Here is a 14,908-nt window from a genome sequence, read left to right as displayed (position 1 = left end):
CGAGGCTCGCCCCGAGAATCGAGCTAAGGAGCGACGATGGCCCAGACACAAACTTTCAATGGCCGCAGACGCGTACGCAAATTCTTCGGAAAGATCCCGGAAGTTGCGGAGATGCCGAACCTGATCGAGGTTCAGAAGGCATCCTATGACCAGTTCCTGATGGTGGAGGAGCCCAAGGGCGGGCGTCCTGACGAGGGACTGCAGGCGGTTTTCAGGTCGGTCTTCCCGATCTCCGACTTTTCCGGCTCCTCGATGCTGGAATTCGTGAAGTACGAGTTCGAAGGACCGAAATTCGACGTCGACGAATGCCGTCAGCGCGACCTTACCTATGCCGCGCCACTCAAGGTGACGCTGCGCCTCATCGTGTTCGATATCGACGAGGATACCGGCGCCAAGTCGATCAAGGACATCAAGGAGCAGGACGTCTACATGGGCGACATGCCGCTCATGACCTTGAACGGCACCTTCATCGTCAACGGCACCGAGCGCGTCATCGTCTCGCAGATGCACCGTTCGCCGGGCGTCTTCTTCGACCATGACAAGGGCAAGTCGCACTCGTCCGGCAAGCTGCTGTTTGCCGCGCGCGTCATCCCCTATCGCGGCTCGTGGCTCGACATCGAATTCGACTCGAAGGACGTCGTGCACGCCCGCATCGACCGCCGCCGCAAGATTCCGGTGACGTCGCTGTTGATGGCGCTCGGCATGGACGGCGAGGAGATCCTGTCGACCTTCTACAACAAGATCACCTACAAGCGTGCCGGCGACCACTGGCGCATCCCGTTCAACGTCGAGCGTTTCCGCGGCCTCAAGGCCGTTGGCGACCTGGTCGATGCAGACACCAACGAGGTCGTCGTCGAGGCCGGCAAGAAGATCACCGCCCGCCAGGCCAGGGCGCTCGGCGAAAAGGGTCTCAAGGCGATCAAGGCAACCGACGAGGATCTGCTCGGCAACTACCTTGCCGAGGACATCGTCAACTATGCGACCGGCGAGATTTTCCTCGAAGCCGGCGACGAGATCGATGAAAAGACGCTGAAAGTGCTTCTCAGCGCCGGCGATGATGAGATCAAGGTTCTCGACATCGACCACGTCAATGTCGGCGCCTACATCCGCAACACGCTCAACGTCGACAAGAATGAGAGCCGCCAGGACGCGCTGTTCGACATCTACCGCGTCATGCGCCCCGGCGAGCCGCCGACGCTCGAGACCGCCGAAGCCATGTTCAACTCACTGTTCTTTGACAGCGAGCGCTATGATTTGTCGGCCGTCGGCCGCGTCAAGATGAACATGCGCCTCGAGCTCAAGGCCGAGGATACCGTGCGCGTGCTGCGCAAGGACGACATCCTGGCCGTGGTCAGGACGCTGGTCGAACTGCGCGACGGCAAGGGCGAGATCGACGACATCGACAATCTCGGCAATCGCCGCGTGCGCTCGGTCGGCGAGCTGATGGAGAACCAGTACCGCGTCGGGCTGCTGCGCATGGAGCGCGCGATCAAGGAACGCATGTCCTCGATCGAGATCGACACGGTGATGCCGCAGGACCTGATCAACGCCAAGCCGGCGGCTGCCGCCGTGCGCGAGTTCTTCGGCTCCTCGCAGCTGTCGCAGTTCATGGACCAGACCAACCCGCTGTCGGAGATCACCCACAAGCGCCGTCTCTCGGCGCTTGGACCTGGTGGTCTGACCCGCGAGCGCGCCGGCTTCGAGGTGCGCGACGTGCACCCTACGCATTACGGACGCATCTGCCCGATCGAGACGCCGGAAGGCCCGAACATCGGTCTGATCAACTCGCTGGCCACCTTCGCGCGCGTCAACAAGTACGGCTTCATCGAGAGCCCGTACCGCAAGATCGTCAACGGCAAGCTGACCAATGAGGTCGTCTACCTGTCGGCGATGGAAGAGGCCAAGCATCACGTTGCTCAGGCCAATGCCGAGCTCGACAAGAATGGTGGTTTCGTCGACGAATTCGTCATTTGCCGCAACGCCGGCGAAGTGATGATGGCGCCGCGCGAAAACGTCGATCTGATGGACGTGTCGCCGAAGCAGATGGTGTCGGTGGCCGCGGCCCTGATCCCGTTCCTCGAGAACGACGACGCCAACCGCGCCCTGATGGGCTCGAACATGCAGCGTCAGGCCGTGCCGCTGGTGCGCGCCGAAGCGCCGTTTGTCGGCACCGGCATGGAGCCGATCGTCGCCCGTGACTCGGGCGCCGCCATCGGCGCCCGCCGCGGCGGCATCGTCGACCAGGTGGACGCGACGCGTATCGTCATCCGCGCCACGGAGGATCTCGATCCCGGCAAGTCGGGCGTCGACATCTACCGGCTGATGAAGTTCCAGCGTTCGAACCAGAACACCTGCATCAACCAGCGTCCGCTGGTGCGCATGGGCGACCGGGTCAACAAGGGCGACATCATCGCCGACGGTCCGTCGACCGAGCTCGGCGATCTGGCGCTCGGCCGCAACGTGCTGGTCGCGTTCATGCCGTGGAACGGCTACAACTACGAGGACTCGATCCTCTTGTCCGAGCGCATCGTCGCCGACGACGTCTTCACCTCGATCCACATCGAGGAGTTCGAGGTCATGGCGCGCGATACCAAGCTTGGGCCGGAGGAGATCACGCGTGACATTCCCAACGTCTCGGAAGAAGCGCTGAAGAACCTCGACGAGGCCGGCATCGTCTATATCGGTGCGGAAGTGCAGCCGGGCGACATCCTGGTTGGCAAGATCACGCCGAAGGGCGAAAGCCCGATGACGCCGGAAGAAAAGCTTCTGCGCGCCATCTTCGGTGAAAAGGCATCGGACGTGCGTGACACCTCCATGCGCATGCCGCCGGGAACCTTCGGCACCGTTGTCGAAGTGCGCGTCTTCAACCGCCACGGCGTGGAGAAGGACGAGCGCGCCATGGCGATCGAACGCGAGGAGATCGAACGCCTCGCCAAGGACCGCGACGACGAGCAGGCGATCCTCGACCGCAACGTCTATTCGCGCCTTTCCGACGTTCTCGTTGGCAAGGAAGCGATTGCCGGGCCGAAGGGCTTCAAGAAGGGCTCGAAGCTGTCGAAGGACACGCTTGACGAGTATCCGCGTTCGCAGTGGTGGCAGTTTGCGGTGGAGAACGAAAAGCTCCAGAGCGAACTGGAAGCCCTGCGTGGCCAGTACGACGATTCCAAGAAGGCGCTCGAGCAGCGCTTCATGGACAAGGTCGAGAAGGTGCAGCGCGGCGACGAGATGCCTCCCGGCGTCATGAAGATGGTCAAAGTCTTCGTGGCCGTGAAGCGCAAGATGCAGCCCGGCGACAAGATGGCCGGCCGACACGGCAACAAGGGTGTCGTGTCGCGGATCGTTCCGGTCGAGGACATGCCGTTCCTCGAGGATGGCACGCATGCCGATATCGTGCTCAACCCGCTGGGTGTGCCGAGCCGCATGAATGTCGGCCAGATCCTGGAGACGCATCTGGGCTGGGCTTGCGCCGGAATGGGCAGGAAGATCGGCGATCTGATCGACGCCTACAAGACGGCCGGCGACATCAAGCCGCTGCGCAAGACGCTTGAGAGCTTCATGCCGGCCAACGACCGCAACGAGCCGATCCGCGAATACGACGACGAGAGCATCGTTCGCCTCAGCGAGCAAATGCGTCGCGGCGTCTCCATCGCGACACCGGTGTTCGACGGTGCGCACGAGGCCGACATCAACATCATGCTGGAGCAGGCGGGCCTGCACACCAGCGGTCAGTCGCAGCTCTATGACGGACGCACCGGCGAGCCGTTCGATCGCAAAGTGACGATGGGCTACATATATATGCTCAAGCTTCACCATCTTGTGGACGACAAGATCCACGCGCGTTCGATCGGGCCGTACTCGCTCGTTACCCAGCAGCCGCTGGGCGGCAAGGCGCAGTTCGGTGGCCAGCGCTTCGGCGAGATGGAGGTCTGGGCGCTCGAAGCGTACGGCGCCGCCTACACGCTGCAGGAGATGCTGACGGTGAAGTCGGACGACGTCGCCGGCCGCACCAAGGTCTACGAGGCGATCGTCAGAGGCGACGACACGTTCGAGGCCGGCATTCCCGAGAGCTTCAACGTTCTCGTCAAGGAAATGCGGTCTCTGGGCCTCAATGTCGAGCTGGAGAACACCAAGCTGGACGACAACCCGGTTCGGCTGCCCGACGCGGCCGAGTAAGCAAGACGTCCGGTCGCGGCTCTCGCGACCGGACGCCGAGCATGATCCCGAAAAGTGGTTACCGGTTTTCGGCCAAGATCATGCTCAAACAAGAAGTTTCTTCGGCCGGTGGCCGACAAGTCGGCGGGCGTTTGGCCCGCGCTAGATGCAAGGGGTTTTCGAGGACCCCGAAAAGGAGAACGGCATGAACCAAGAGGTCATGAATCTCTTCAATCCCCAGGCGCCTGCGCAGGTGTTCGATTCCATCCGGATCTCGCTCGCCAGCCCTGAGAAGATTCTGTCCTGGTCGTTCGGCGAGATCAAGAAGCCGGAGACCATCAATTACCGCACCTTCAAGCCGGAGCGCGACGGCCTGTTCTGCGCGCGCATTTTCGGTCCGATCAAGGACTACGAATGCCTGTGCGGCAAGTACAAGCGCATGAAGTACAAGGGCGTTATCTGCGAGAAGTGCGGCGTCGAAGTCACGCTGTCGCGCGTCCGTCGCGAGCGCATGGGCCATATCGAGCTGGCCGCGCCCGTCGCCCATATCTGGTTCCTGAAGTCGCTGCCGTCGCGTATCGGCACGCTGCTCGACATGACGCTGAAGGATATTGAGCGCGTTCTCTACTTCGAGAACTATATCGTCACCGAGCCTGGCCTCACCGCGCTGAAGGAGCACCAGCTCCTCAGCGAGGAAGAGTACATGATGGCCGTCGACGAATATGGCGAGGATAGCTTCACCGCCATGATCGGCGCCGAGGCCATCCACGACCTTCTGGCCGGCATGGACCTGGAGAAGATCGCCGGCGACCTGCGTTCGGAGCTGGCTTCGACCACGTCCGAGCTGAAGCAGAAGAAGTATCTGAAGCGGCTCAAGGTCGTCGAGAACTTCATGGAGTCCGGCAACCGTCCGGAATGGATGATCATGAAGGTGGTTCCGGTGATCCCGCCGGACCTGCGCCCGCTGGTCCCGCTGGACGGCGGCCGTTTCGCCACGTCCGATCTCAACGATCTCTATCGCCGCGTCATCAACCGCAACAACCGCCTGAAGCGGCTGATCGAGCTGCGCGCCCCCGGCATCATCGTGCGCAATGAAAAGCGCATGCTGCAGGAAGCCGTCGACGCGCTGTTCGACAACGGCCGTCGCGGCCGCGTCATCACCGGCGCCAACAAGCGCCCGCTGAAGTCGCTGTCCGACATGCTCAAGGGCAAGCAGGGCCGGTTCCGCCAGAACCTGCTCGGCAAGCGCGTCGACTATTCCGGCCGCTCGGTTATCGTGACCGGCCCGGAGCTCAAGCTGCACCAGTGCGGCCTGCCGAAGAAGATGGCGCTCGAACTGTTCAAGCCCTTCATCTACGCCCGTCTCGACGCCAAGGGTTATTCCTCGACCGTCAAGCAGGCGAAGAAGCTGGTCGAGAAGGAGCGCCCGGAGGTCTGGGATATCCTCGACGAGGTCATCCGCGAGCATCCGGTGCTGTTGAACCGCGCGCCGACGCTGCACCGCCTCGGCATCCAGGCGTTCGAGCCGATCCTGATCGAAGGCAAGGCGATCCAGCTTCACCCGCTGGTCTGCACGGCCTTCAACGCCGACTTCGACGGCGACCAGATGGCGGTTCACGTGCCGCTGTCGCTGGAAGCACAGCTTGAAGCCCGCGTGCTGATGATGTCGACCAACAACATCCTGCACCCGGCTTCCGGCGCGCCGATCATCGTGCCGTCGCAGGACATGGTTCTGGGTCTCTACTATCTCTCGATCGTCAACCAGAACGAGCCGGGCGAGGGCATGGTGTTTGCCGACATGGGCGAACTCCAGCATGCGCTCGAGACCAAGGCGGTGACGTTGCATTCCAAGATCAAGGGTCGCTTCCGCTCGGTCGATGCCGAAGGCAATGTCGTGTCGAAGATCCATGACACCACGCCTGGCCGCATGATCATCGGCGAGCTTCTGCCGAAGAACGTCAACGTGCCTTACGAGACCGCCAACCAGGAGATGACCAAGAAGAACATCTCCAAGATGATCGACACCGTCTACCGCCATTGCGGTCAGAAGGAGACGGTCATTTTCTGCGACCGCATCATGGCCCTCGGCTTCAGCCACGCCTGCCGCGCCGGCATTTCGTTCGGCAAGGACGACATGCTGATCCCGGATGCCAAGATCAAGCTGGTTTCCGACACCGAGGCTTTGGCCAAGGAATACGAGCAGCAGTACAATGACGGTCTGATCACGCAGGGCGAGAAGTACAACAAGGTCGTCGATGCCTGGGCCAAGTGCTCGGAAAAGGTTGCCGACGAGATGATGGCCCGCATCAAGGCGGTCGAGTTCGAGGACAATGGCCGTCAAAAGCCGATGAACTCGATCTACATGATGTCGCACTCCGGTGCGCGCGGCTCGCCCACCCAGATGCGCCAGCTTGCCGGTATGCGCGGCCTGATGGCCAAGCCTAGCGGTGAGATCATCGAGACGCCGATCATCTCGAACTTCAAGGAAGGCCTGACCGTGCTCGAGTACTTCAACTCGACCCACGGCGCCCGCAAGGGTCTGGCCGACACCGCCTTGAAGACGGCGAACTCGGGCTACCTCACCCGTCGTCTGGTCGACGTGGCGCAGGACTGCATCGTCAACTCCGTCGACTGCGGCACCGACAAGGGCCTCACCATGCAGCCGATCGTCGATGCCGGCCAGGTCGTCGCCTCCGTCGGCCAGCGCGTTCTCGGCCGCACGTCGCTCGACGACATCACTCATCCGGTCACGGGTCAGGTTCTGGTCAAGGCCGGAACGCTGATGGACGAACGCGACGTCGAAGAGATCGAAAAGGCCGGCGTCCAGTCGGTCCGCATCCGCTCGGCGCTGACCTGCGACGTCAGGGTCGGTGTCTGCGCGGTCTGCTACGGACGCGATCTGGCCCGCGGCACCCCGGTCAACCAGGGCGAGGCTGTCGGCGTCATCGCCGCGCAGTCGATCGGCGAGCCGGGCACCCAGCTCACCATGCGTACCTTCCACATGGGCGGTACGGCGCAGGTGGTGGATAGCTCGTTCCTTGAAGCCTCCTATGAGGGCAAGGTCGAGATCCGCAACCGCAACGTGGTGCGCAACTCCGACGGCCAGCAGATGGTCATGGGCCGCAACATGGCGGTGCTGATCCTCGACGAAGCCGGCAAGGAGCGTGCCACGCACCGCCTCACCTATGGTTCGCGCATCTTCGTGGACGATGGCGACAAGGTGAAGCGCGGCCAGCGCGTTGCCGAGTGGGATCCCTATACCCGCCCGATCCTCACCGAGATCGAGGGCAAGGTGGCGTTCGAGGATCTGGTCGACGGCATTTCCGTTCAGGAAACGGCCGACGAATCGACCGGCATCACCAAGCGCGAGGTCATCGACTGGCGTTCGACGCCACGCGGCAACGACCTCAAGCCGGCGATCGTCGTCCAGGATGCCAAGGGCAAGGTCGGCAAACTGTCGAAGGGCGGCGACGCCCGCTTCCTGCTCTCGGTCGAGGCCATTCTTTCGGTCGAGCCGGGTGCGCAGGTTCGCCCCGGCGACGTGCTGGCGCGTATCCCGATGGAAAGCGCCAAGACCAAGGACATCACCGGCGGTCTGCCGCGTGTTGCCGAACTGTTCGAGGCACGTCGTCCGAAGGATCACGCCATCATCGCCGAGATCGACGGCACGATCCGCTTCGGTCGCGACTACAAGAACAAGCGTCGCATCATCATCGAGCCACATGACTCGACGCTTGAGCCGGTCGAATACCTGATCCCGAAGGGCAAGCCGTTCCATCTCCAGGACGGCGACGTTATCGAGAAGGGCGACTACATCCTCGACGGCAATCCGGCGCCGCACGACATCCTGGCGATCAAGGGCGTGGAGGCGCTTGCGTCCTACCTCGTCAACGAGATCCAGGAGGTCTACCGCCTGCAGGGCGTGTCGATCAACGACAAGCACATCGAGGTGATCGTTCGCCAGATGCTGCAGAAGGTCGAGATCACCGTCCAGGGCGACTCGACCTACATTCCGGGCGACCACGTCGACGTGATCGAGCTGGAAGAGGTCAACGAGCGCCTGGTCGAGGACGGCAAGAAGCCGGCCGAAGGCCAGCCGGTGCTCTTGGGCATCACCAAGGCCTCGCTGCAGACGCCGTCCTTCATCTCGGCCGCCTCCTTCCAGGAGACGACCAGGGTGCTGACCGAAGCGGCGGTTGCCGGCAAGACCGACATGCTGCAGGGGCTGAAGGAAAACGTCATCGTCGGCCGGCTGATCCCGGCCGGCACCGGCGGCACGATGAGCCAGATCCGGCGCATCGCCACCTCGCGCGACGAGTTGATCATCGACGAGCGCCGCAGGGCGTCAGGCGTGGAGGTCGCCGAACCGATGCTGACCGATATGGTCAACGCCGCGCAGTAGGCGCGGCGTTACAGATCTCAGGCAACAAAGCCGTCGGGGCAACCCGGCGGCTTTTTTGTTTGTTGCGTTGAAGCGTATGTCGATGGTGACGGAATGGGAGTAATGCGATAGCCCTGCCGTTCACGGGGAGAAGGTGGCGGCAACCAGATGAGGGGCGGCGCAACGTTTGCAAGATGGTAAGGACCGGAGCGATGGTCGCTCCTTACAGCTTCAGTCGAAAAACGCTTCCACCACATTGCGCTTGCCGAGCATGAAGGCGTCGGCGACATGCTGCAGCGGGGCGAGATCGACATCGGAGACGCCGGCGCGCACGATCTCGGCGAAACGCCTGTAGAGCATCGGATATTCGGCTTCCGGCTCGTCGTGAACGACGCGGCCGTCGACCTCGAGTTTTGATCCGCCGCCCGAAAGCACCATCGCGCCCTTGTCCGTCTCGGCCAGAATGTCCCAGCTTTGCGGGCCGGTCTGGCGCCAGTCGAGCTCCATCGTCACCGGCAATCCACCAGAGGTGCGGAAGGCGATATGGGCGGCGATCGGGGCGGCGCGGTTTTCGGGAAAATCGAGAATTGCCGAGGTGATGAACATCGCCGGCAATATGTGGGTCGCGATCGACAGCGCGTTGATGCCGGGATCGAAGACGCCGAAGCCGCCTGGGGCCCAGATCCAGTCCTGATTCGGGTGCCAACGGCGCACGTCTTCCTTCCAGTTGATGGCTGCCGATCTGATCTGGGTCGAGCCGAGGAATGCACGCGCGGCTTCCACCGCCGGCGCATAGCGCGAATGCCAACTGGCGAACAGCGAGACGCCGTTCGCGACCGCTAGCGCCTTCAAATCCTCGACCTCGCTGACCGTGGCGCCGGGCGGCTTTTCCAGGAAGACATGCTTTTTCGCTTCGAGCGCGGTCCGTGCGGCATCATAGCGGAACTGCGGCGGCATGCAGAGTGATACGGCATCGAGCTCTGGCACAGCATCGAGCATCGCCTCGATGGTTGGGAAATTCGGGATGTCTTCCACCTTGCCGTGCCGGCTGGCGGCAGCGGCGAGGCGATAGGCCTGGTCCTTTGCCAAGGCCGGCAGGTGCTGGTCGCGGACGATCTTTCCCACCCCGACGATGCCGAGCTTGATGGGGTTGCTGTTCGAGGACATGGGAGACTCCGCGGATTGGATGCGCTTGGCTGTCAGCAGCGAATGGTTCTTAGCAGAGAACCGATGCCGGGCAAGTCTCGGCAGAGTCGGACATGACAGTCCCAGGCGAGGGCAGGTACAGCCGCCATTGCCTCTCGTTCAGACTGGCCCTGCTTCAGACTGGCCCTGCTTCAGGCCGGAACGTCGAAGGTGACGATCGACACTTCGCCTTCGAGCGCGCCCTGATAGGCCGACAGGTGCGGCTCTTCGTCGGGCACGCCGTCCAGGTCGCCGATCTGGTCGAGCTCCGCCTCGGCGTAACCTTCGGCCGAGAGCGATTCGAGCGCCCGGCGCACCGCCGAATCGTCGTCGGGCGCCACCAGCATGAGGTGGACGCCTTCCGGCTTGCCGCCCTTCCTTTTCCATGCCCGGCCGGTGATGATGGTGACCGGGCGCTCATCATTGTCGTTCACGGGCTGATTCCTCCGGGCGAGGGGATTTGCGCTATTCATGCCGTCTTTTTCGCATGAAGCATTGCCGCGCAACAGCCGAAAGCCGGTCACTTTCTTCCTTCCTCTTGCAAAATGACGAAAGAAAATTACATGCGTCTTTCGCATGGCTGCCAAGCCTTGGTTTCAGCGTAATATTTGGCGCTCCGGGGTTGACGGGCAACAGGCTTGCGAGTAGAAGCCGGCCAGTCAGAACCGATGTGAGGCTCTCCCTTCCGAAGCGACACGCTTTGGAGTTTGCCTCAAACAGGGTTCGTTTTACGAGCGAAAAGACATTTCCGGCGTGCATGAAGCGGCTTCCGCTTCCTCTGCCATTTGTTCGGGCAAGACCGCGAGGCGCGGTTTGTGGCCCGAACTTGCGTATGGAAATGACGCTTTGAGCGGCCCTGACCGGGCGAGACACGGAATTGAGAGACAAGAGGGTTTAATGCCTACCGTCAACCAGCTGATCCGCAAGCCGCGCATTGCGCCGGTGAAGCGCAACAAGGTCCCGGCCATGCAGCAGAACCCGCAGAAGCGGGGCGTCTGCACGCGCGTCTACACAACGACCCCGAAGAAGCCGAACTCGGCGCTGCGCAAGGTCGCCAAGATCCGCCTGACCAATGGTTTTGAAGTGATCGGCTACATCCCCGGCGAAGGCCACAACCTTCAGGAACACTCGGTGGTGATGATCCGCGGCGGCCGCGTCAAGGATCTTCCGGGCGTCCGCTACCATATCATCCGCGGCGTGCTCGACACGCAGGGTGTGAAGAACCGCAAGCAGCGCCGTTCGAAGTACGGCGCCAAGCGTCCGAAGTGACCGAAGCGTAGCCAAGGCCATCCCGGACGGCGCCAGGCGACGATCCGGGATCCAGGCCACCACGCAGAATTGAGGCAGAGAAAAAATGTCCCGTCGTCACAGTGCAGAAAAGCGTGAGATCAACCCGGACCCGAAGTTCGGTGATCTGATCGTCACCAAGTTCATGAATGCCGTCATGTATGACGGCAAGAAGTCGGTTGCCGAGACCATCGTCTACGGTGCGCTCGACCAGGTCCACTCCAAGACCAAGCAGGAGCCGGTCACCGTCTTCCATCAGGCGCTCGACAATGTCGCGCCGCATGTGGAAGTGCGTTCGCGCCGCGTTGGTGGTGCCACCTACCAGGTTCCGGTCGATGTGCGCCCCGAGCGCCGTCAGGCGCTGGCCATCCGCTGGCTGATCGCTGCGGCCCGCAACCGCAACGAGACCACTATGGTCGACCGCCTCTCCGGCGAGCTGATGGACGCGGCCAACAACCGCGGCACCGCCGTGAAGAAGCGTGAAGACACCCACAAAATGGCAGAAGCCAACCGCGCCTTCGCGCACTACCGCTGGTAAAGCGCGAACGAGACTGAAGAGGCACCTCCCATGGCCCGCGAATATAAAATCGAAGACTACCGCAATTTCGGTATCATGGCGCATATCGACGCCGGCAAGACGACGACCACCGAGCGCGTCCTCTACTACACGGGCAAGTCGCACAAGATCGGCGAAGTCCATGACGGCGCTGCCACCATGGATTGGATGGAGCAGGAGCAGGAGCGCGGCATCACCATCACGTCCGCCGCGACCACGACCTTCTGGAAGGCTCGTGACGGCAAGATGCATCGCTTCAATATCATCGACACCCCCGGCCACGTCGACTTCACCATCGAGGTCGAGCGTTCGCTGCGTGTTCTCGACGGCGCCATCGCGCTGCTCGACGCCAATGCCGGTGTCGAGCCGCAGACGGAGACCGTCTGGCGCCAGGCCGACAAGTACCGCGTGCCGCGCATGATCTTCTGCAACAAGATGGACAAGATCGGCGCCGATTTTTACCGTTCGGTCGAGATGATCGGCTCGCGCCTCGGCGCGCATGCCGTCGTCATGCAGCTGCCGATCGGTGCCGAGACCGAATTCAAGGGTGTCGTCGACCTCGTCGAGATGAACGCGCTGGTCTGGCGTGACGAAACGCTGGGCGCTGCCTGGGACGTCGTCGAGATCCCGGATGACCTCAAGGCTCGTGCGGAAGAATACCGCGAGAAGATGATCGAGGCTGCCGTCGAAATGGACGAGACGGCGCTTGAGAATTACCTCGAAGGCAAGATGCCGAGCAATGACGAGATCCGCGCGCTGATCCGCAAGGGCACCATCGCGGTGAAGTTCTATCCGATGTTCTGTGGCTCGGCCTTCAAGAACAAAGGCGTGCAGCCGCTGCTCGATGCCGTCGTCGAATATCTGCCGTCGCCGGCCGATGTTCCGGCCATCAAGGGCGTCGACGCCAAGACCGATGCCGAGATCGAGCGTCATGCCGACGACAACGAGCCGCTGTCGATGCTCGCCTTCAAGATCATGAACGACCCGTTCGTCGGTTCGCTCACCTTTGCCCGCATCTATTCGGGCAAGCTCACCAAGGGCATCTCGGTCGACAACACAGTCAAGGGCAAGAAAGAGCGCATCGGCCGCATGCTGCAGATGCATGCGAACTCGCGCGCCGACGTCGAAGAGGCTTTCGCCGGCGACATCGTCGCACTGGCCGGCCTCAAGGACACGACCACCGGCGACACGCTCAGTGATCCGCTGCATCCGGTCATCCTCGAGCGCATGGAATTCCCCGATCCGGTCATCCAGATCGCCATTGAGCCGAAGACCAAGAACGACCAGGAAAAGATGGGCCTCGCCCTTCACCGCCTGGCCGCCGAGGATCCGTCCTTCCGCGTCAAGACCGACGAGGAAAGCGGCCAGACGATCATTTCCGGCATGGGCGAACTTCACCTCGACATCATCGTCGACCGCATGCGTCGCGAGTTCAAGGTCGAGGCCAATGTCGGCGCGCCGCAGGTGGCCTATCGCGAGACGATTACCCGCAGCCAAGAACAGGACTACACGCACAAGAAGCAGACCGGCGGTACCGGTCAGTTCGCCCGCGTCAAGATCCTTTTCGAGCCGAATCCGGAAAGCAGCGAATTCCAGTTCGAAACCAAGATCGTCGGCGGCGCTGTGCCGAAGGAATACATCCCGGGTGTCGAAAAGGGCATCAACAGCGTCATGACCTCGGGTCCGTTCGCGGGCTTCCCGATGATCGGCGTCAAGGCGACGCTGATCGACGGTGCTTACCACGACGTCGACTCCAGCGTTCTGGCCTTCGAAATCGCTGGCCGTGCCTGCTTCCGTGAAGCGGCGCCCAGGCTTGGCGTGCAGTTGCTCGAGCCGATCATGAAGGTCGAAGTGGTGACGCCGGAAGATTACGTCGGCAGCGTCATCGGCGACCTGAACGGCCGCCGCGGCCAGATCCAGGGCCAGGAGGCCCGTGGCGTGGCAGTGGTCATCAACGCGATGGTGCCGCTCGCCAACATGTTCAAATACGTCGACAATTTGCGCTCGATGAGCCAGGGCCGCGCGGCCTACACGATGCAGTTCGATCACTACGAGCCGGTGCCGACCGCGGTCGCTCAGGAAGTCCAGAAGAAATACGCGTAACCCGGGCGGGTTGCAGCGCTAACTTAATTCAAAGCCCGCACGGGCGAGCAGGAATGGAGACATCACATGGCAAAAGGTAAATTCGAGCGTACAAAGCCTCATGTGAACATTGGCACGATTGGCCACGTCGATCATGGCAAGACGTCGTTGACGGCGGCGATCACCAAGTATTTTGGCGAATACAAGCGCTACGACCAGATTGATGCGGCGCCTGAGGAGAAGGCGCGCGGCATCACCATCTCGACGGCTCATGTCGAATACGAGACGGCTGCCCGCCACTACGCCCATGTCGACTGCCCCGGCCACGCCGACTATGTGAAGAACATGATCACCGGCGCTGCGCAGATGGACGGCGCGATCCTGGTTGTGTCGGCCGCCGACGGCCCGATGCCGCAGACCCGCGAGCACATCCTGCTGGCCCGTCAGGTCGGCGTGCCGTCGATCGTGGTGTTTTTGAACAAGGTCGACCAAGTCGACGACGCCGAGCTGCTCGAGCTGGTCGAGCTCGAGGTGCGTGAGCTGTTGACCAAGAACGAGTTCCCCGGCGACGACATTCCGATCGTCAAGGGCTCGGCGCTTGCGGCTCTGGAAGATTCCGACAAGAAGATCGGCGAGGACGCGATCCGCGAATTGATGGCTGCGGTCGACGACTACATCCCGACGCCGGTTCGTCCGCTGGACAAGCCGTTCCTGATGCCGATCGAGGACGTGTTCTCGATCTCGGGCCGCGGCACGGTTGTGACCGGTCGCGTCGAGCGCGGCGTGGTCAAGGTCGGCGAGGAGCTGGAGATCATCGGCATCCGTCCGACGACCAAGACGACCTGCACCGGCGTCGAGATGTTCCGCAAGCTGCTCGACCAGGGCCAGGCCGGCGACAACATCGGCGCGCTGCTGCGCGGTGTCGACCGTGAAGGTGTCGAGCGCGGCCAGGTTCTGGCCAAGCCGGGCACGGTCAAGCCGCACAAGAAGTTCGTGGCCGAAGCCTACATCCTGACCAAGGACGAAGGTGGCCGTCACACGCCGTTCTTCACCAACTACCGGCCGCAGTTCTATTTCCGCACGACCGACGTGACCGGCATCGTGTCGCTGCCGGAAGGCACCGAGATGGTGATGCCGGGCGACAACATCACGGTCGATGTCGAGCTGATCGTGCCGATCGCCATGGAAGAGAAGCTGCGCTTCGCCATCCGTGAAGGCGGCCGCACCGTCGGTGCCGGCATCGTCGTCACCATCAAAGAGTAATT

At 62.4% G+C, this 14,908-nt stretch carries 8 protein-coding genes; 6 read left to right on the top strand and 2 right to left on the bottom strand.

The features are described from left to right. The first annotated feature begins 36 nt into the window (after positions 1 to 36). Together rpoB and rpoC are read left to right on the top strand one after the other, a co-directional pair. Complete coding sequence (gene rpoB / locus EOB36_RS04135; protein WP_095488824.1) at positions 37 to 4,173, top strand: DNA-directed RNA polymerase subunit beta; 4,137 nt, start codon at positions 37 to 39, stop codon at positions 4,171 to 4,173. 184 nt (positions 4,174 to 4,357) lie between these two features. Further along, positions 4,358 to 8,554, top strand: coding sequence for a DNA-directed RNA polymerase subunit beta' (gene rpoC, locus EOB36_RS04130; RefSeq protein ID WP_128284347.1), 4,197 nt, complete (start codon positions 4,358 to 4,360; stop codon positions 8,552 to 8,554). A 210-nt stretch (positions 8,555 to 8,764) separates the two neighbouring features. Here rpoC and EOB36_RS04125 read toward each other — a convergent pair whose 3' ends face one another. Beyond that, positions 8,765 to 9,700 (bottom strand): Gfo/Idh/MocA family oxidoreductase, encoded by a 936-nt coding sequence (locus EOB36_RS04125; protein WP_126106704.1) that lies wholly within the window; start codon positions 9,698 to 9,700, stop codon positions 8,765 to 8,767. 170 nt (positions 9,701 to 9,870) lie between these two features. Then, positions 9,871 to 10,152: a transcriptional regulator gene (locus EOB36_RS04120; RefSeq protein ID WP_095488828.1), complete on the bottom strand. Its 282-nt coding sequence runs from the start codon at positions 10,150 to 10,152 to the stop codon at positions 9,871 to 9,873. A 463-nt stretch (positions 10,153 to 10,615) separates the two neighbouring features. Between EOB36_RS04120 and rpsL the strand changes: the two genes are divergently transcribed. The 4 genes from rpsL (at position 10,616) to tuf (ending at position 14,906) form a co-directional block, all read left to right on the top strand. After that, the gene (gene rpsL / locus EOB36_RS04115) at positions 10,616 to 10,987 is read left to right on the top strand and encodes a 30S ribosomal protein S12 (protein WP_006333356.1); all 372 of its coding nucleotides are present in this window, start codon (positions 10,616 to 10,618) and stop codon (positions 10,985 to 10,987) included. An 85-nt stretch (positions 10,988 to 11,072) separates the two neighbouring features. Next, entirely contained in the window at positions 11,073 to 11,543 is a 471-nt protein-coding gene (gene rpsG, locus EOB36_RS04110; RefSeq protein ID WP_128284346.1) for a 30S ribosomal protein S7, read from the top strand. A 30-nt stretch (positions 11,544 to 11,573) separates the two neighbouring features. After that, positions 11,574 to 13,664, top strand: coding sequence for an elongation factor G (gene fusA, locus EOB36_RS04105; protein WP_095488822.1), 2,091 nt, complete (start codon positions 11,574 to 11,576; stop codon positions 13,662 to 13,664). Between the two features lie 66 nt (positions 13,665 to 13,730). Then, positions 13,731 to 14,906 (top strand): elongation factor Tu, encoded by a 1,176-nt coding sequence (gene tuf, locus EOB36_RS04100; RefSeq protein ID WP_126106702.1) that lies wholly within the window; start codon positions 13,731 to 13,733, stop codon positions 14,904 to 14,906. Positions 14,907 to 14,908: the final 2 nt, after the last annotated feature.

Source organism: Mesorhizobium sp. M6A.T.Cr.TU.017.01.1.1 (genome assembly GCF_004023115.1).
GTDB lineage: Bacteria > Pseudomonadota > Alphaproteobacteria > Rhizobiales > Rhizobiaceae > Mesorhizobium > Mesorhizobium mediterraneum.
The sequence above is the reverse complement of the archived record's forward strand: the minus strand, read 5'-3'. Positions and strand labels throughout refer to the sequence as shown.

Bases quoted from the DNA above. Each gene is read 5' to 3' on its own strand.
- fusA (WP_095488822.1), top strand. From the start codon at position 11,574: ATGGCCCGCGAATATAAAATCGAAGACTACCGCAATTTCGGTATCATG.
- rpsL (WP_006333356.1), top strand. From the start codon at position 10,616: ATGCCTACCGTCAACCAGCTGATCCGCAAGCCGCGCATTGCGCCGGTG.
- rpoC (WP_128284347.1), top strand. From the start codon at position 4,358: ATGAACCAAGAGGTCATGAATCTCTTCAATCCCCAGGCGCCTGCGCAG.
- tuf (WP_126106702.1), top strand. From the start codon at position 13,731: ATGGCAAAAGGTAAATTCGAGCGTACAAAGCCTCATGTGAACATTGGC.
- rpoB (WP_095488824.1), top strand. From the start codon at position 37: ATGGCCCAGACACAAACTTTCAATGGCCGCAGACGCGTACGCAAATTC.
- rpsG (WP_128284346.1), top strand. From the start codon at position 11,073: ATGTCCCGTCGTCACAGTGCAGAAAAGCGTGAGATCAACCCGGACCCG.
- EOB36_RS04125 (WP_126106704.1), bottom strand. From the start codon at position 9,700: ATGTCCTCGAACAGCAACCCCATCAAGCTCGGCATCGTCGGGGTGGGA.